We start from the raw sequence: 17,193 nt of genomic DNA, 5'->3' as shown, positions 1-17,193 counted from the left end.
ATATCAATATGTCTCGAGTGGTAATAGACGGCCTTGAAAAGACCTATGCCAATGGTGTTGAAGCCGTAAAAAACATCAGCATCGATATTGCTGATGGCGAGCTGGTGGTTGTTGTTGGCCCATCCGGTTGTGGTAAATCAACGCTTCTGCGAATGATTGCTGGCCTGGAATCCATCACCAGTGGCGACTTGTGGATAAAAGATCAGCGGGTGAATGACAGGGAGCCGGCGTACAGGGATATTGCCATGGTGTTTCAGAACTATGCGCTCTACCCACATATGACGGTGTTTGACAACATGGCATACGGCCTGAAAAATCGAAAGCTGGCCAAGGCTGAGATTGAAAAGCGGGTTAAAGAGGCTGCAAAAACGCTTGAGCTTTCTCAACTGCTGGATCGGAAACCAGGCCAGCTCTCAGGTGGACAACGTCAGCGTGTGGCCATGGGGCGTGCAATTGTGCGTAAGCCTGAGGTCTTTCTCTTTGATGAACCTTTATCCAATCTGGATGCAAGGCTGAGAGGCCAGATGCGACTTGAGATCAAGAAGTTGCAGCGTCGGCTTAAAACAACTGCCATCTATGTGACCCATGATCAGATCGAAGCCATGACGTTAGCCGACCGATTGATTGTTATGAACAATGGCATACCCGAACAGATTGGTACACCGGACGAACTCTATAGTAATCCGTCGTCGCTTTTTGTCGCCAGCTTTCTTGGCTCTCCCTCGATTAATTTGTTGAAAGCAACTCAGTTAGCTGACGGAATTGCATTGGGACATAGCCAAATTGCCACACTGTCGGGCAAACTCGATGGTGACTCGGCTATTTTGGGCATCCGTGCTGAAGATTTACGTCTGTGCTCAAAAGAGGATGCGGACCTGATACTGTCTGTGGAACTTGTTGAGCGGTTAGGCTCTGAGTTACTGGCGGTCGGTGTTGTAAAAGGCTCTAACGAGAGGCTGAGTGTACGCCTTGATAAATCTGCCCAGATTGATGAAGGGCATGAGTTGCCACTGGAAATCAACCGGGATCATTGGCACTGGTTTGATGCTGACACAGGTCTGCGCAATGTAGACTGTTATCGTGAGGCCATTAGCGAAGCAGTGATTTAATGCTATTGATGATGCGGTTTTTTATCCTCAGCAGGGATGATATAAAAACCGCTATTTATAAAGGAATACGTCATTTACCTGCCTTACAAACGAAGAAAGGCGAAGTGCTGAATATCGGCAGCGGTTATCTTGAGCCCGCTCTTTCCGTTAGCTGTCACTACCAGTAATGTCCAAAAAGCACGGTAACTTCATCACTTTCGTCATGTTCATAGGAAAACCTTAACTCCCGGTTTTTGCTAATCTGATATCGGGTATCAAAGCGGAAACTGTTGAGATCTGATCCGGAGCCATCAATTTGCTTCTTATGCTGATATTCAAAAAGCGCATTTATCCGTTCAGAGATGCTGGCTACGGCATTGACAGTGATGCGGCCTTCCAGATTTCCGGCTCCTTGTTTGTTGTCTCTAACGGCGGCACCAACAAATCCGGAGAGGGCCAGGTGATCGGTAGCCATTGTCGTGTATCCCCTGTCGCCCTCTAGCTGAAGTGTCAGGCAGGTTTCTGAGCAGCCGGGTCGGGCAGGCTGTAAACCCGCTGTCAGTCTCCACGCATCGTACCCATCACCGGGAAGCCCGGTCGCTTCTGTTGCGAGGCTCTGAATACTGACAAAGTCCACACCATCCACAATGACTTTGCCGTCAAACATGGACAGTTCAACCTGGCCCATAATCAGCTCACCAAACTCAGCATGTTCTGCCCCTCCATCCAGACTGTCATAATAGGCAGGACGAATATTCACCGTCATACCACCGCCAAGCTCGTCATCGTAACGTAGCCCAAGTTGAATAAGGCTTGGCTCGCGCCCTTCATCGGGCGAAACAGGCTTTTCATAGGCGGGATTGTTGCCACCGGGAGGAAGAGTGTAGCGGTGTGCCAATACATTGTGATACGCCAGCTCAATGGTGTGTCCATCGTCCTCTGAAGCGGTCTGACCAATGAACTGATAATAATCAAGCAGGGTATCCAGTATTGAAAACCTGTCGTCCATGCGTTCTGACTGGAAAATATCCGCATTGAGTATTTGCGGGTTGACGATGGCTTCTGCAACCATGCTTTTATGTCGGTCTTGAAGCGTGTGAAAACGATGGTAGAGACGGAACTGCCGTGATGGGTGAAAAGTAATCGTTTTTACCAGGGGCTCGCCATTTAATGTGGCTTTGTCCAGTTCCAGAATTTGAGATTGTGGTATCACCCAAAAATCATTATCGGGGTTGGCTTTCACACCATCGATAATCTCAAGCAATTCCCCAAGACGAAATGAGCAGTTTTTATTCAGAAAAAAGTATTGGTATTCCTTACCCATGACTTCCCATGTATGGGCGAGGACAAAATCGACCTGTTCAGGTGTTAAATCCAGTTCATACTCCCAGAGGTCACGCAGTTCCAGCTCCCCGTAATTCTGATTATGAAAATAGTATTCAGCATGGCTAAAGCCTCCTTTATATCCACCAAACAAACCCTTGAAAATGTAACTGACCGGGTCTTCACCATCTTCTACAATGGCTCCAAAATTGACACTGGTATCCAATAACTGAGTACGGTCTTTGTCTTTTGAGTTCAGCTTCAGCAGGGTGTGGCCATAATAAGATGCCGGGTTGCCCAGGTACCCGGAGGCAAAAATAATGCTTAATGATTTTGCATCACCATACTCGGACCATTCAGAAAATTCAGGGCAGTGAACAGGCGTCACTGACTCATCCGTTAAACCAAGTTCCGACTTGAGCCACTGATACCTTGCAGGAAAACGACATTGTGCGTGAGAGTCAGGGTCACTGCCCACTGGCTGTGAGTATGCCTGTAGTGTTGCCAGTAGTTCAGCTTCCGGGTTGGTTCGACCATCGGGAGCCAGAAAAAATTCTTTGGTCTGGATTGCACTTTCAACGTCTGTACCCAATAAGCCGGATGGCTCATAAACCAGCAATTTTTTCCATGTATCGGTTTTTGATAGTGTTTGGATGGTAGCAAGATGGGTATCAGGATTAACAGAGGAGGTTTCAGGCACAACAGCAAAAGAAGACAGCGATAAAAGCAACAGGAAAAGAGAGAAGATAGGTTTAGTCACTGCTTATAGATCTTATGGTTTGACTGAGACATGGACTGGCGCTGTCTCCAGACAACGCCAAACATCAGATCAGGCGGAGCAGCTATCCGCTACACTGGCAACACCTGCATCCATCGCCTGATAATATTGAGTGGCTTTTTCCACATCAGACAGGGTTGAATAGCTGACAGCTGTCACGTTACCCACCATGTCTTTGCGGATAGACTGAACAATCGTCGGGTGGGCCGATGCCTGACACCCCCGCACAGTTAACATTGCGGTCAAATGCTCACCCTGTCCAAGTGCCGTTTCTTCGGCCAGATTGTCGTAATTATCAATAATGAACTGTGCAGTTTTTACTTTGCGGCCATTACATGTTTCAGGGCTCATGGTTGCAGAAGTAATAGCCGTTGATCCAATATCCCAGGTGACATTTGAGGTTACCGCAGCCCACACAGGGCCCTCGGAAAACAGAGCGGCTCCAATACCACAGTCTGAATATGGGTTAGGGCCGGATCCAACCGGCTTGTCGGCAGCGCTTACAGATGTGGCTACGCACAGGAGTGCAGAGGCAATGAATGGAAATTTTAACATTGATAAGCTTCCCTGATGATCATTCTGATTGGAGTCAAACTCTCGCATAAGCTGTCCGTATGGCATATACAAAAGCTTAGTATGTAACAATACTTATCAGACCATGGAAATACAATGCAATCTTTCAGGTATTTGGTGGTTTAAATAAATACTGGCCGGTCAACAATCGGTCTATGCTCCGGCTTCTGCGCCAAATCATTCCCGCCCCGGATATACCCCCGGCAAACGCTGACACCTGAATTTTTGGAGGTTTGTGCGGGCATGGTCTGAGGGTTGAATGCGTTGGGTAAGGAGGGCTGAATGTTCATTTGATAACCTTTTGGATAGCACGATGATTCCTCCATTCAAATGTACCCATGGCACGATGCACAGCTACCAGATCAGTACTGTTGATTCTAAAGCACGTTTCTGATCGGATACCAAAGGCTAACCGAGCCATGGATCATGCCAGTATATTAGTTGTCTTTCTAATACTTGCCCCCAAATATTTAACATCATTAAAGCTAATCAACTCAAAACACCGAATTTTTATCTTCAATCAGTTTATTTTATTTTCATTTATTTGGGGCAATTCAAGGTTAGGTCTTTCTTTTTTGTCCGGCATTTTTTGATCACAACTTTTCATGTAATACCGGAAGTTTCCGGTTTGTTATTGCCTATTTTAGGGTAAGTCACCATCGAACAATGAATGGATCCCTCAAATTCTGCAGAGATCCTATTGCTCCTGAACTTATAAGCCCTCAAGCCAAAACTTCGGTATATGCCGATTGCCCTTTTGTCTCTTTTTTTATCCCCATACACGGGGACAAACACGTTACCATTAATGATCACACTGTTGAGGTAACTGGCGTGTTTACCTTTTGCCCGTGGCATCATGGTAACATTATAACCAAGCTTATGAAGGATTGGCCGATAATCACGCCGGTCAGTGATGATATTTTTGTCATCAATGATTTTTATTACTTCATCCACATGACCAACCTTTGTCTTGTTTTTAAGTCGGGTAAGCCGTTTACAGCCATAGCATTTTTTGAATACCTCATCAGTGAAGCCTAACTGCCATCTCATATCCTTGTTATTAACAGTAAAACAATTGCCCTTACTGTCAGCAAGCAGATTACCACCTTCAAATTCAAATGTATGAGACAAAAGGGTAGCGTTGAAAAAGTTGGCAACTGCCTGATCAGGCTCGAAATCATAATGGTATTTTGAGTCAACTAAAACAAGACTGCCATTTTTGCTATAAACCGGTACGGGAAGGCTATCCCGAGCCCAGTATCTGGTCTTCGATTTGCCTGTTACTTTCAAAACATGAAAACGCTTCATGTCGCCAACACTTGGTTGGAATGTTTGACGGGTTCTTTTAGGGTCGCCGGAGGTATAAACAATCAGGTGGACATCCCGTGGAAGGTTGCGCGCTATCTTTCTCTTGATTGCCCTGGATTCACCATAAGCCTCATCTCTAAAGTCGGTGTCGCTAAACGCCAGATAGCCCGCTGGTTCAAATTCTGCATAAGGTCGCTCTATGATCAATCCTGTTGTTTTCTCTTCAGCTGTAGCTACCGTGGTGTTTTGAGGGCTGTTCGACACTGTGGATGGGGTGATTGTTGACAGAGTTGGCAGCTCCGTGGGTAACTGGCTGTCAGGTGCTATTGTGGCGGTCTGTGATGGCGGGTCAGGCAGGCTGATGGCAGAATCCCGGGTTGACGACTGCAGACTTTCTGAAGACGGTTGCGCTGTTGACGTTAAGGCCTTATACCAGTCCGGCGTCGTCAGGGGGGGCGCTATCACGGATGTCGGCAATTCTGAGACTGATTTTGTCATAAATTCGATAGCGGTGGGACTTAAGCTCTTTTTCGTTTCAGGCGCAGCTACCGTGGTTTTTTGATGGCTGTTCGACACTGTGGATGGGGTGATTGTTGACAGAGTTGGCAGCTCCGTGGGTAACTGGCTGTCAGGTGCCATTGTGGTGGTCTGTAATGGCAGGTCAGGCAGGCTGATGGCAGAATCCTGGGTTGACGACTGCCGACTTTCTGAAGACGGTTGCGCTGTTGACGTTAAGGCCTTATACCAGTCCGGCGTCGTCAGGGGGGGCGCTATCATGGATGTCGGCAATTCTGAGACTGATTTTGTCATAAATTCGATAGCGATGGGACTTAAGTCCTGTTTGGGTAACCGGCTGAACGTTGGATTGGTTGGGGATATATTGCTACTTGCTATTGCTGAACTACTTGTATTCCCGGAGAGAGTGAGTTCTCTTGCCAGGAAATAGGCTCCAACACCAGCCCCCGCCAGACCAAGGGTAGAGGCCAGCGCTTTTTTTGGATTGCTGACAACCCAGTTTGAAAACCTGGACCATGAACTCTGGTGGTCGTTATTTCTGCGGGCATCCGCATTGATTGAGCCTTGTCTGATGACTACCTGATTGGTTGTCGGGATGAAACTGACATGGGTCTCTTGCATTGCTTTACTACCTGTTGAACTACTTTAGATTGAAAACTGCTAATTTATAATTCAGTACTGTCTCACTCGAGTCTAAAGCTTTTGCCTGCCATTAGGTCAAATCTGAGCCGGTCTCACTGCTGCTACCCGGGCTTTACGGCTGCACAGAGCCTTTATCAGTGGCAACAGGAGGTCTACTTTAGCGTGAGTTCGAGCAAAAAAAGACGAGAGAGCCTCAGTGATTTAACTATGTTTTCGGTTGCAATCTATAGATAGCCAAGAGTCTCCCATTTCTATGACCATTGTATTCTGTGATGTTGATGATTTCTGTCTGGTTTTTGAACCAGAATGGCATAAACAGCTTATCTGAAATATCAAAAAACCTCTGTTCATATCGAAGCTCTCGCTAAGTGAAATAATGACCATATCATTCGACCGTAATTTGATTATTCGCACTAAGAATGTGTTTCCGGTTGGTCATGGTGCCCTTGCAGAAAAACGCATACTTTCCTTAAGGGTAACTGCTGATAATCATCCATAAATAAAAACGACACAATAACAATATATACCCCACAACTGTGAGATAACCCTTGAGAAGGTGATTACTCGGTTGACATTATCTGCGTTTGGCTGCTTTTATTAGCACTGAAAATTCACCACTCTCCGAGGGTTATCGGTTGTTTAAGCTGTTTTTGACCAGCGTGTTGCTGTTTTTTGGCATCTTGCCACTGGCGTATATCAGAAAGAACCTCATTATTGAAAACGAGTTGTATGGCCTGTTTTTTGGTAATTATGTCTATCTTGCACACTACTTGCTGTTTACTGTACTGGTACTGCTGATCGTTCATTATCTGATAAAGCCTGTGCCGGTCTATCTTGGAAAATGGATTATTGCCGCTTCGCTCTGCGCAGTGACTGTCATCGGTTATATCAACTATCGTTATACCGATGTCGTTCATACCCAAATCACCGTTAACAAAATCGCAGATAGAGAACAGCTGCGTATCGCCTTTATTAGCGACCTCCATCTTATGCCAACGTCCAACAAACAGCTATTTGTGGATATGGTAGCGAAGATTAACGCTGAAAATCCCGACATCATTGTGTTTGGTGGCGATATTTTTCAGGACAGCCATACCAACGTTAATGAGGGATACAAAAAAGTTTTTGCTGAATTAAAAGCAAAACATGGTGTCTATGCGATTCTTGGTAATCATGAATACTACGGTAACGATGTGGATGGTAATGTTGCCTTTATCAAAAATTCAGGAATTGAGATTCTGCACGATGAGGTACTCACTATTGATGGCATTCACTTAATTGGCCGCGATGACATCGGTAATAAGTTTGCCGTTACCAATCGGATGAGTCTGAAAGAAATTTATGAGCACGACAATGTTCAAACCAGTGATCCGATCATTGTCTTTGACCATAATCCCGTTTCGATATCTGAAAGTATTGAGAACAAGGCCGATCTACAGGTTTCCGGTCACACTCATGGTGGCCAGTTCTTTCCTTATAATCTGATCTTGCGTCGAATGTACCCGAACGTCGCTGGTCATAAAGTTATCGACGGGCTACACACTATCGTCAGCGCTGGTGTTGGCGTAGGTTGGTGGAAAATCGTTGGGCCATGGCAAATGCCCTACCGATTTGGCACCAGTGGTCAAATTAATATTATTGATGTGAGCTTTACAGACCCTGAACAAGGCAGGCAAGAGAAACAACAGTGAATAACCCGGGGGCAAAGCTGCCCCCAAATCTGGCGATTAATCTGCTAATCGCCCAGTTTCTTTGTCGAAATCACTCTCATGGATTTTATGCCACATGACGTTGATGATTCCAAAAGATCATTAAGCAATTTCAACCAGATTCCCCCTGGACTCCAACCAGGACTTACGGTCCGAGCTGCGCTTTTTGGCCAGCAGCATGTCCATCCGCTGAGTCGTCTCCTGCTCATCGTCGAGGGTCAACTGAACCAAACGACGAGTGTCAGCAGACATGGTGGTTTCACGAAGCTGCAGAGGGTTCATCTCACCCAGTCCCTTAAAGCGTTGCACATTGATCTTGCCTTTCTTTTTCTCGGCACGGATGCGTTCAAGAATGCCTTCTTTCTCCGCTTCATCCAGGGCGTAATAGACGTCTTTGGCCACATCAATCCGGTAAAGCGGAGGCATGGCAACATAAATGTGGCCGCGTTCCACCAGTGGGCGGAAATGTTGAACGAACAGGGCGCAGAGCAGGGTCGCGATGTGCAAGCCATCGGAGTCGGCATCGGCCAGGATGCAGATTTTTCCGTAGCGCAAACCATCCAGGTTATCCGATGCCGGATCAACCCCCAGGGCTACGGAGATGTCGTGTATTTCCTGGGAGGCCAGTACTTCTGAGGAGTCCACTTCCCAGCTGTTGAGGATTTTACCCCGCAACGGCATGATGGCCTGGTACTCACGGTCACGGGCCTGCTTGGCAGAGCCGCCCGCCGAGTCCCCTTCCACCAGGAACAGTTCGGTCATGCTCAGGTCCTGACTGGCACAATCCGCCAGTTTGCCGGGCAGTGCTGGTCCCTGGGTTACTTTTTTTCGGGCGACCTTCTTGGCTTTGCGCATCCGTTTCTGGGCATTGCTGATGCAGAGTTCTGCCAGCAGTTCAGCTTCAGCGGTGTGTTGGTTCAGCCAGAGGCTAAAGGCATCTTTTGCCACACCAGAAACAAAGGCGGCACACTCTCTGGAAGAGAGGCGTTCTTTGGTTTGGCCGGAGAATTGCGGGTCTGCCAACTTGGCAGATAATACGTAGGCGCAGTTTTCCCACAGGTCATCGCCACCGAGTTTCACGCCACGGGGCATCAGGTTCCGGAACTCGCAGAATTCCCGGATCGCATCCAGCAGGCCGGTTCTCAGGCCATTCACATGGGTGCCGCCCAACGGGGTGGGAATCAGGTTGACATAGCTTTCCGTCAGCAGTTCACCGCCCTCGGGTAACCATTGGACGGCCCAGTCTACCGCCTCGCTTTCCCCTTTAAGGGAACCGGTAAAGGGTTCAGCGGGGAGCACGGCAAAGCCTCTTGTGGCACTTTTGAGATAGTCATTCAGGCCATCTTCGTAGTACCACTCGGTCACGTCTGCGGAAATCCGGTCATCAAATTCAACCCGAAGGCCAGGGCAAAGGACTGCCTTGGCACGGAGAATATGCATCAACCGGGGAACGGAAAATCGTGGGGAGTCGAAGTAACTGGCATCGGGCCAGAAACGAACCGTGGTTCCGGTATTGCGACGTCCGCAGGTGCCGGTTTCGTGAAGGTCTTCATCCTTGTAGCCATCTTTAAAGCTGATGGCTGAAACAATGCCACCACGGCGAACGGTCACTTCCAGACGGCTGGAGAGCGCATTGACCACAGAGACACCCACCCCGTGCAAACCACCGGAGAACTGGTAGTTCTTGTTGGAGAATTTACCACCGGCATGCAGGCGGGTGAGAATAAGCTCAATACCCGAGATGCCATGTTCCGGATGGATATCGGTGGGCATGCCACGGCCATCATCCACCACTTCCAGGGACTGGTCTTTGTGCAGGGTGACCTTGATATGGGAAGCAAACCCTGCCAGAGCCTCATCCACACTGTTGTCGATGATTTCCTGGGCAAGATGGTTTGGCCGGGTGGTGTCGGTGTACATTCCGGGGCGTTTGCGCACCGGGTCGAGGCCACTGAGTACCTCAATCGCCTCGGCATTGTAGTCGTTCTTTACCATGAGTCCTTGCTGACTGATCGCTTTATGACGCAAAGCGTGAAAATAGAGAGTGTAACGAATGGACAGTGATTTGTTCAAACGGATGTCGGAAAATCCTGTTCCAGAAAGTCAAAGATTTCTGGCAGCATTGTCTCAAAATGATCAAAGGTGTGGCTGCCACCTTCTTGTACGATCGCTCTGCATTGCTGATATTTTTCCACCGCCAGGCGGTAGTCCAGGGTTTCATCGCCTGTTTGTACCATAAGCAGCGTGTTATCCGGTGATGCTGGTGGCTCTGTTTCCAGAAGGAGCAGCTGTTCAACATACTCTTCGGTCATCACCCAGTCGGCTCCCGTATGGAAGTTTTTCTGGGGGCCGAGATAGGCTTCGAATCGTTCATGGGGAACAACAGCCGGGTTAATCAGTACCAGTCTTGCCTTTTTCCTGTGGCCATTGTTCAGCAGCCAGTGTTGCAGCCAGGTTCCCAGGAAACCACCAAGGGAGCTGCCAATGATGTAGATATCCCTGAGGTTCAGCGACTTTTTCAGGTGGCTCTGTAAACACTGCACAATATCCGATGGAAAAACCGGCAGATCCGGTATCCATAATTCAATATCCAGCTGGTTATCCCGGACATACCCGGTGGTTTGGATAGCCTTGCTTGACTGGGATGAACTGTTCAGGCCATGCAGATAGACCAGCAGCGGCTTCATATTTTTGCCCCTATCATTCTATTCACCAGCTCTGCCGGCGAGTGGTCAATCACCAGCTGGTCATACCAGTAGCGGGTTATAAAGCCTTCATCCACGGCATTCTTCAACCAGGCCACCAGGTGATCATAATAGCCAGCGGTATTCAGAATGGCGCAGGGTTTACCATGGTAGCCTACCTGCTTATGGGCAATTTCCTGAAACAGTTCATCCATGCTGCCAACACCTCCGGACAAGGTGATAAAGCCATCCGCCAGCTCACCCATGGTCTGCTTGCGCTGGTGCATGTCCTGCACATGGATCAATTCGCTCAAGCCTTTATGGGCCTGCTCCTGGCCGACCAGGGCGTGGGGAATCACCCCTACCACTGTGCCACCTCCGGCGATGGCGCGATCAGCGATAGCGCCCATCAGCCCGACATTACCACCGCCATAAACGATGGTGATGCCTTGCTCTAACAGCGAGTCCACCAATGCCTCAGCGGCCTGACGGTATGCTTCCTTTCGACCAGACCGGGCACCGCAGAAGATTGCCACTGACTTCATTGCTTATCCCTCTATTTCTCTGCATGGCAGTAGCAAGCATACACAATTAGCTATACTGCTGCCTGTCCTAATGATCAGAATAACGCTCATACCATGCATAATATCGTGATTGACATTGATTATCGGGAAAGGGCTTCAGGGATTGTTGACATACTTCAGGGTCAGGAAGGGATTGTCGTGAACACCGTCTCTCTTGAAAGCGGAGATTATAAAATCAACAACGACTGGCTGGTTGAGAGAAAAACGTTGACCGATCTGGCTGCCTCCATTATTGATGGTCGGTTATTCCGGCAACTGAGCCAGTTTTGTTTTCCTTATCGCAAAGTATTACTGATTGAAGGAACTGCTGACATGTTGTGTTCATCGGGTATACGACGAGAGTCTATTCAAGGGGCTCTGGTGACCGTGTCGCTTTATTTTGGTATTCCCGTACTTCGGTCCATGAACCCGAATGAGACCGCTGCATTATTGATGATGGTGGGGCGACAATGGCGCAAGTTCAGAGGGCTGATGAATTCTGCGGGTATTGGCTCCCGGCCTGTGCCATCCAAAGATCCTCTCCGGCAAACGTTAAATATGCTGCAGTGTTTGCCGGGTGTTGGCTCGCTGAAAGCCCGGGCTCTGTTGCAGAAATTTGGTTCGATTGAAGCCGTATTGCTGAGTTCGGTTGAAGAGCTGGCACAAACCAGGGGGATTGGTAGAAAAACAGCGCAGGGCATCAAGCAGATGTTGAGGCATTCCCACGCTGGAAAAACCGGGACTGAATGACCACATCAGAGGTCATTCAGTTAAACCGTGATTAACCTTTAACACGGAGGTGCACAAACCACTTGCTCAAACCCACCATCACACCACCACCAATGATATTACCGATGGTAACCGGCAGCAGATTCATAAAGATGTTGCCCAGGCTGATCACGTCGAAGTCGGCAGCGGTGTAACCAATGGCCTGCCAGAACTCAGGGCCCGCCACAGTCTTAACCATGTAGCCCACTGGCAACAGGTACATGTTGGCTACGGAGTGCTCAAAACCCGCTACCACAAACGCCGCTACCGGCAGAATGCAGGCCATCATTTTACCCGCAGCTGTGCGTGCACTCAGGGTCATCCAGTAGCACAGGCAAACCAGCAGGTTACAGAGAATACCCAGGATCAGGGCCTGGAAGAATGGATAGCCCAGCTTGGCCTTGGCGATATACATGGCAGAGAGGCCTACCTGACCATTGCCGCCTTCCCAGACCCCGCCACCAATAATCAGCAGGGCAAAGAGAATAGAGCCGATAAAGTTACCAACGTAAACCAGCCCCCAGTTTTTAACGATGTTACGAAACTTCAGTTTACCCGTTGCCTTGCCCATCAGCAGCAGAGTGCTGCTGGTAAACAGTTCGGCACCGCAGAGCACCACGAGCATCAGGCCGGTACTGAAGACAATACCACCCACCAGTTTGGACATACCGTAAGGCATGCTTTGGGCACCGGCCATCACTACGGTATAGAACATGCCGGCAATGGCCACAAAGATACCGGCCATAATCGCCAGGATCATTGTTATCTCAGGGTGTTTTTTGGCTTTGCCTATTACTGCCTGCTCAGCCAGCTTTGCCATTTCCGCAGGAGGAACCGCACCATAGTTGGGCATATTTTGAACTTGCATGGGGTTATCCACAGCCAATCGATGTTGGCGCTAAGTCTACCAGTGAGAAGAATCGGGTATCAGAGTGGTAAATTCATTGGGTATTACGAAAAATACTTAGTACATGGCGTGAACACTTCATAAAATGAGTCAATGAACAAAAACAGTGCATTAAAAAATAGATAGAGTTTGTGCAAAAGAACAGTTGCTTCTTGTGATAAATACAGCGACGATAAAATGAGTTGTGTTATAAAAATGCTGTTCAATATCCACAGGCATCGAGCATACCGTTTTCCGGTTCTTCACACACCAATGGAGAAAAGGATGGAGGGAAAGTGCCATGAATAGTCATCTGCTGATCATTGCCCTGGGAGTCACTATACTCGGCTCTGCGCAAGCAGACGACCATGGACAGATGGCTGGTGCTATTGAACTGCTGCCTGAGCAACACGCGGCAGACTCCCCGGATAAGTCCTCTACCTTAGAACTAAGCAACCAATCATTAAGTCCGGCCGATAACGCCAGAGGCCTGCGCATTGATTATCAGCCATTTGATAACAACTTCAGTATGTCGGCTGGCAGTTTTCGCCATGCTTCAAAAGATTCACAGAATGCACGCTACAACAGCAAGACCTATCTTGGTGTAGGTTGGAAGAAAATGGTGGATCAGGCAAGGCTGGGTGTTCGGGTTGATATTGGTGCTGTTTATGAAAACAATGAGGGGAGCAATCTTGCCGCCCCTACGGTTAACAGTTTGAAATCCATCTCAAGAAACAACGTTGATGAAACGACAACTGCCCGCTGGCAGCCTGTTATCAGTTTTGGGGTTTCTTATCGTTTCTAGGAGGCTGTCCGAGAATAAGTCAGTTAGTTCTTCGAATTCTGGCTCAAACTAAAAATGTTCAAAAAACAAACAGTAATTTACCCAGAATTTGCCCATTTTCATCAAAATGAGGCCCTTCAGGGCTTTTATGCTGCTTTTTTAACCCTTTTTAAATCATCAAGATGGATTGACCCATTGATGCCATTTTCGCAAATTTTTTCAAGTTATGCGCTGTGCATACCAACGCAAACTCCGCTGCTACCTTTTCTTTGCCTCTCAGGCTAAAGCTCCGGAAACCGGAATTCTTTATCTGGCCAAAGGGTGGCTCCGCAATTACTTTACGACGCCCGTAAACTGTTTTTGCCTCTGTCGTTTCCATTTTCTTATTCATGGCAAGTTGGGTTAAGTTACTCAGAAGAACCTCCCACATTCTCAGGCTTAGCCTGTCGCCATAAAGACCTGAACCCTGCTTTCGTATCGTGCTTTCGTGTCACATCAAGGCAAAAATCACCGACCTCGGATAACAAGGCGGAACTTTTTTACAGAGCGATTGCTCTAAGCATCCACCTGTTCGGACAGACGGCAAGTTACCATGCAACCACTAAATACCGGGGCTTACCCTGGCTTGTTACCCGCCGGTGCTGCTGGAACCTCGAAAATTTCGGAGAAAGTAGATGACACTTCTTTACCGACGTATGCAAAACAGATTCCCCGTATCTCAGTTCCCGATGATCCGGGAATATCCGGCAGAGTCGGGTTACAGCCCACTTATGGTCATAATCGGTCTGTGGCCGTGCAAACCGGAGTCAGGACTGACGGTCTGGCTGCTGCAGGAACCGGCGACAACCGTTGTATGGTCGTACATTGCACCGGCGCTGCCAGTAAGGTCCCTCTGAATTGCGCCGTTGAGTGCGGGGATATCAATATGGTGGCATGGCTGTTGCGCAATGGCACCGAGGTTAATGGCCGCGAGGAAGGGTTGCGGAAGCAGCATAAAGCCCTCAGGTTCCCCGGCAGAGAAGGGTTTACCCCATTGACCCGGGCAGCCATGTACGGGTTAGTTGACATCGCAAAGTTACTGCTTGAGTCTGGAGCTCGTGTTGACCAAGGCGATTGCAAGGGCATGACGCCACTGGCCACGGCTGCTGCCTCGGGTAACACTGAACTTATGCAGCTGTTGCTTGATTGTCAGGCGGATATTAACGGCAATACCCTTGGCTGGCGGACTCCCCTGACCCAGGCTGCCAGGAAGGGTCAGGTCGGGGCGATAAGCCTGTTACTGGAGCATGGAGCGGATATTTACAGCTTTGTCTACGGAGGCGGAACGCCATTGACTCAGGCTACCATGCATGGGCATACCGAGAGCGTACGAAAGTTGCTGACTATGGGAGCCGATGCCGACAGTAATTGTTCTGGAAGGAGGACGCCACTGTGCAAGGCTGCGGGCAAGGGATATATTGAGATTGCCCGGCTACTGGTGAGTCATGGAGCCAACATTAACAGTTTTGATGGCGGCTATTTCAGGTCGAATTCCCTGAGCGAAGCTGTCAGGCATGGGCATGTTCAGCTGGTGAAGCTGTTGCTGGAACATGGCGCGCATTGGCAAGGTCCGGGTATGGAGAAAGGTCTGCTTAGTGTAGCTGTTGAGAAAGGTTGCATCGAGACCGTGAAATTGCTGTTGAAGCATAATGCGGATGATGTAAATGGCGGAGGATTCAGACCATTTTCACCACTGTTAGCGGCAGTCAAAAAGTGGGATATTGATTTAGTGAAACTTCTATTGCAATTCGGTGCAGATCCTGATTGCAATGCCTTAGCTGGTGTCTATCCCCCCAATCCGCTGGCCACTGCGGCTGTATTTGGGCGAATTGAATTTGTTGAACTTCTGTTGCAATCCGGTGCCGATGTTCATGGCCATACCTTTGGGAGGAATTCGCCCTTGACGCTTGCGGCGGCTGCAGGACATTACCAGGTGGTGCAGTTATTGTTGCAGCATCAGGTGGACGTTCATAGCCGTGCCAAGGGTGATGGTACTCCTTTGACGCAGGCGGCGGCTAAAGGACATTACCAGGTAGTGCAGTTATTGTTGCGGCATAAGGCGGATGTTAATAGCTACTCCTCTGGTCTTTCTACTCCTTTGACGCAGGCGGCTATTGCAGGACATTACCAGACGGTGCTGTTATTGTTGCAGTATAAGGCGGATGTTCATAGTCATGACGTTAGAGATCGTACTCCTCTGTTCTGGGCCAACAAACGAGGGTTCTGGAAAATTGCTTTTGAACTGATCCACTACGGCAGCTGTCCAGAGAGAAGCCTGTCACCGAATGTTATCAGTACAGTCACTCAGAAATTTGGCTTCAACCCGCAAGAAACTACTCTCAGTCTGGAAAGTTTGTGCAAGAGGAGGCTGCATTATTTGCTTGATAGACGAACATTATCTTCTTTAAATTTGCCTTATCGTTTGAAAAATGCACTTCTGAAGGAAAATTTTTTCCCATAAGTCCATGGCCTCCGCAATTCAGCTGCCTGGCTCCCTTATAACCAGAGCGACAGATTCCCATGTTCCACAAAAGAGCCTGAAGTCAGTTCATATCCCGGACAGCGCTCAGTCAGTAAATGGATTACCCCCTGAACTTTTTCATCTCGCCTGGGGACATCTTCCGCTGCGGCGTCATGATAGATGATCGCCAACGACAACAGGTTTTTTCAGATTCAGAGAAATACATCAGATCGAATTTCTCCAGTAGCTCGATGTACCACATCAGATTGTTCCGGGCCAATATATGGCCGCAGGTGTGATCCGGCTTCCATACCCCATAAAAAAACATAAAAAGGACACCCACTTTTATCGGTCGAAAAGTCTATAGAACATAAAAAGGACACCCACTTTTATCGGTCGAAAAAAAAGTAAGCGCCAATTTAACCAGCGTAATAGCCAACCCTACCAGATCAGCTTATTCTTGAGATGCCTTCACTGCCCAGGGTAGAAGCTGCTCCAGTTTCTCAACCGTGTCCGCATAAGGCAGCTCTTTTAAAATGTGGTTCAGGTATTCGAAAGGCTCCAGGCCATTGGCTTTTGCACTTTCGATCAGGCTGTAAAAGATGGCGCTGGCTCTGGCACCTTTTGGTGTATCAGCAAAAAGCCAGTTCTCATAAAAAGGACACCCATTTTGACATAAAAAGGACACCCACTTTTATAACATAAAAAGGACACCCACTTTTATCGGTCGAAAAGTCTATGGGTGTCCTTTTTTTCTCTGGCTCCGTTTACAGGCTGGATAGCGTTTGTTGTCCACAGACTTTGCTCACGGCCTTCCACAATCAGCCTGAGTTGTTGCTGAACTCCGGGGGGAAGACAGTAACATAAAAAGGACACCCACTTTTATCGGTCGAAAAGTCTATGGGTGTCCTTTTTTTCTCTGGCTCCGTTTACAGGCTGGATAGTAACATAAAAAGGACACCCACTTTTATCGGTCGAAAAGTCTATGGGTGTCCTTTTTTTCTCTGGCTCCGTTTACAGGCTGGATAGCGTTTGTTGTCCACAGACTTTGCTCACGGCCTTCCACAATCA

16 protein-coding genes and 1 pseudogene are annotated in these 17,193 nt (G+C 48.4%); 7 read left to right on the top strand and 10 right to left on the bottom strand.

Annotated elements, in window-relative coordinates:
- The first annotated feature begins 8 nt into the window (after nt 1-8).
- Nucleotides 9-1,109 carry a sn-glycerol-3-phosphate ABC transporter ATP-binding protein UgpC gene (gene ugpC / locus J7438_RS21300; RefSeq protein WP_209278136.1) on the top strand — a complete coding sequence of 367 codons (1,101 nt, stop codon included), beginning with the start codon at nt 9-11 and terminating at the stop codon, nt 1,107-1,109.
- A 157-nt stretch (nt 1,110-1,266) separates the two neighbouring features.
- Here the strand turns inward: ugpC and J7438_RS21295 are convergent, their stop codons facing one another.
- The 3 genes from J7438_RS21295 to J7438_RS21285 form a co-directional block, all read right to left on the bottom strand.
- A complete protein-coding gene (locus J7438_RS21295) occupies nt 1,267-3,171 on the bottom strand; it encodes an Lnb N-terminal periplasmic domain-containing protein (protein ID WP_209278135.1) in 1,905 nt (634 codons plus the stop codon).
- Nucleotides 3,172-3,240: 69 nt separating this feature from the next.
- Nucleotides 3,241-3,744: a DUF3015 family protein gene (locus J7438_RS21290; RefSeq protein WP_209203999.1), complete on the bottom strand. Its 504-nt coding sequence runs from the start codon at nt 3,742-3,744 to the stop codon at nt 3,241-3,243.
- 621 nt (nt 3,745-4,365) lie between these two features.
- A complete protein-coding gene (locus J7438_RS21285) occupies nt 4,366-5,334 on the bottom strand; it encodes an agmatine deiminase family protein (RefSeq protein WP_209278134.1) in 969 nt (322 codons plus the stop codon).
- Between the two features lies 1 nt (nt 5,335).
- On the opposite strand from J7438_RS21285, the gene J7438_RS28455 reads away from it, so the two are divergent.
- The 3 genes from J7438_RS28455 to J7438_RS21270 all read left to right on the top strand — a co-directional run bounded on the left by J7438_RS28455 (nt 5,336) and on the right by J7438_RS21270 (nt 7,919).
- Nucleotides 5,336-5,632: a hypothetical protein gene (locus J7438_RS28455; protein ID WP_209278133.1), complete on the top strand. Its 297-nt coding sequence runs from the start codon at nt 5,336-5,338 to the stop codon at nt 5,630-5,632.
- Nucleotides 5,633-5,647: 15 nt separating this feature from the next.
- Nucleotides 5,648-6,016: a hypothetical protein gene (locus J7438_RS21275; protein ID WP_209278132.1), complete on the top strand. Its 369-nt coding sequence runs from the start codon at nt 5,648-5,650 to the stop codon at nt 6,014-6,016.
- Nucleotides 6,017-6,812: 796 nt separating this feature from the next.
- Entirely contained in the window at nt 6,813-7,919 is a 1,107-nt protein-coding gene (locus J7438_RS21270) for a metallophosphoesterase (RefSeq protein ID WP_209278131.1), read from the top strand.
- A 120-nt stretch (nt 7,920-8,039) separates the two neighbouring features.
- Here the strand turns inward: J7438_RS21270 and parE are convergent, their stop codons facing one another.
- The 3 genes from parE to J7438_RS21255 form a co-directional block, all read right to left on the bottom strand.
- Nucleotides 8,040-9,932 (bottom strand): DNA topoisomerase IV subunit B, encoded by a 1,893-nt coding sequence (gene parE / locus J7438_RS21265; protein WP_209278146.1) that lies wholly within the window; start codon nt 9,930-9,932, stop codon nt 8,040-8,042.
- A 74-nt stretch (nt 9,933-10,006) separates the two neighbouring features.
- Complete coding sequence (locus J7438_RS21260) at nt 10,007-10,624, bottom strand: YqiA/YcfP family alpha/beta fold hydrolase (RefSeq protein WP_209278130.1); 618 nt, start codon at nt 10,622-10,624, stop codon at nt 10,007-10,009.
- Nucleotides 10,621-11,166: an LOG family protein gene (locus tag J7438_RS21255; protein WP_209204004.1), complete on the bottom strand. Its 546-nt coding sequence runs from the start codon at nt 11,164-11,166 to the stop codon at nt 10,621-10,623. Before J7438_RS21255 ends, J7438_RS21260 begins: the two co-directional genes overlap by 4 nt.
- A gap of 93 nt (nt 11,167-11,259) precedes the next feature.
- Here J7438_RS21255 and J7438_RS21250 point away from each other — a divergent pair, with 93 nt between their 5' ends.
- Nucleotides 11,260-11,934: an ERCC4 domain-containing protein gene (locus tag J7438_RS21250; RefSeq protein WP_209204005.1), complete on the top strand. Its 675-nt coding sequence runs from the start codon at nt 11,260-11,262 to the stop codon at nt 11,932-11,934.
- Between the two features lie 31 nt (nt 11,935-11,965).
- On the opposite strand, the gene focA is transcribed toward J7438_RS21250, so the two are convergent.
- Entirely contained in the window at nt 11,966-12,820 is an 855-nt protein-coding gene (gene focA, locus J7438_RS21245) for a formate transporter FocA (protein ID WP_209204006.1), read from the bottom strand.
- Between the two features lie 319 nt (nt 12,821-13,139).
- Between focA and J7438_RS21240 the strand changes: the two genes are divergently transcribed.
- Nucleotides 13,140-13,643: a hypothetical protein gene (locus J7438_RS21240; protein ID WP_209278129.1), complete on the top strand. Its 504-nt coding sequence runs from the start codon at nt 13,140-13,142 to the stop codon at nt 13,641-13,643.
- A gap of 148 nt (nt 13,644-13,791) precedes the next feature.
- On the opposite strand, the gene J7438_RS21235 is transcribed toward J7438_RS21240, so the two are convergent.
- Entirely contained in the window at nt 13,792-14,013 is a 222-nt protein-coding gene (locus J7438_RS21235) for a transposase (protein ID WP_209278128.1), read from the bottom strand.
- 201 nt (nt 14,014-14,214) lie between these two features.
- On the opposite strand from J7438_RS21235, the gene J7438_RS21230 reads away from it, so the two are divergent.
- Entirely contained in the window at nt 14,215-16,122 is a 1,908-nt protein-coding gene (locus tag J7438_RS21230) for an ankyrin repeat domain-containing protein (protein ID WP_209278127.1), read from the top strand.
- A gap of 35 nt (nt 16,123-16,157) precedes the next feature.
- Here the strand turns inward: J7438_RS21230 and J7438_RS21225 are convergent, their stop codons facing one another.
- Both J7438_RS21225 and J7438_RS21220 read right to left on the bottom strand, forming a co-directional pair.
- Nucleotides 16,158-16,319, bottom strand: a complete 162-nt coding sequence (locus tag J7438_RS21225; RefSeq protein ID WP_209278126.1) for a hypothetical protein — start codon at nt 16,317-16,319, stop codon at nt 16,158-16,160.
- A 257-nt stretch (nt 16,320-16,576) separates the two neighbouring features.
- Nucleotides 16,577-16,768, bottom strand: a pseudogene (locus J7438_RS21220) (transposase domain-containing protein); the annotation flags it as partial.
- Nucleotides 16,769-17,193 lie beyond the last annotated feature (425 nt).

This window comes from Thalassotalea sp. G20_0 (genome assembly GCF_017744175.1).
Lineage (GTDB): Bacteria > Pseudomonadota > Gammaproteobacteria > Pseudomonadales > Endozoicomonadaceae > Endozoicomonas.
This window is presented reverse-complemented; position numbering and strand designations above follow the sequence as displayed.

Excerpts from the sequence above, each read along its gene's own strand:
- ugpC (WP_209278136.1), top strand. The coding sequence starts at position 9 with ATGTCTCGAGTGGTAATAGACGGCCTTGAAAAGACCTATGCCAATGGT.
- J7438_RS21290 (WP_209203999.1), bottom strand. The coding sequence starts at position 3,744 with ATGTTAAAATTTCCATTCATTGCCTCTGCACTCCTGTGCGTAGCCACA.
- parE (WP_209278146.1), bottom strand. The coding sequence starts at position 9,932 with ATGGTAAAGAACGACTACAATGCCGAGGCGATTGAGGTACTCAGTGGC.
- J7438_RS21260 (WP_209278130.1), bottom strand. The coding sequence starts at position 10,624 with ATGAAGCCGCTGCTGGTCTATCTGCATGGCCTGAACAGTTCATCCCAG.
- J7438_RS21255 (WP_209204004.1), bottom strand. The coding sequence starts at position 11,166 with ATGAAGTCAGTGGCAATCTTCTGCGGTGCCCGGTCTGGTCGAAAGGAA.
- J7438_RS21250 (WP_209204005.1), top strand. The coding sequence starts at position 11,260 with ATGCATAATATCGTGATTGACATTGATTATCGGGAAAGGGCTTCAGGG.
- focA (WP_209204006.1), bottom strand. The coding sequence starts at position 12,820 with ATGCAAGTTCAAAATATGCCCAACTATGGTGCGGTTCCTCCTGCGGAA.
- J7438_RS21240 (WP_209278129.1), top strand. The coding sequence starts at position 13,140 with ATGAATAGTCATCTGCTGATCATTGCCCTGGGAGTCACTATACTCGGC.
- J7438_RS21235 (WP_209278128.1), bottom strand. The coding sequence starts at position 14,013 with ATGAATAAGAAAATGGAAACGACAGAGGCAAAAACAGTTTACGGGCGT.
- J7438_RS21230 (WP_209278127.1), top strand. The coding sequence starts at position 14,215 with ATGCAACCACTAAATACCGGGGCTTACCCTGGCTTGTTACCCGCCGGT.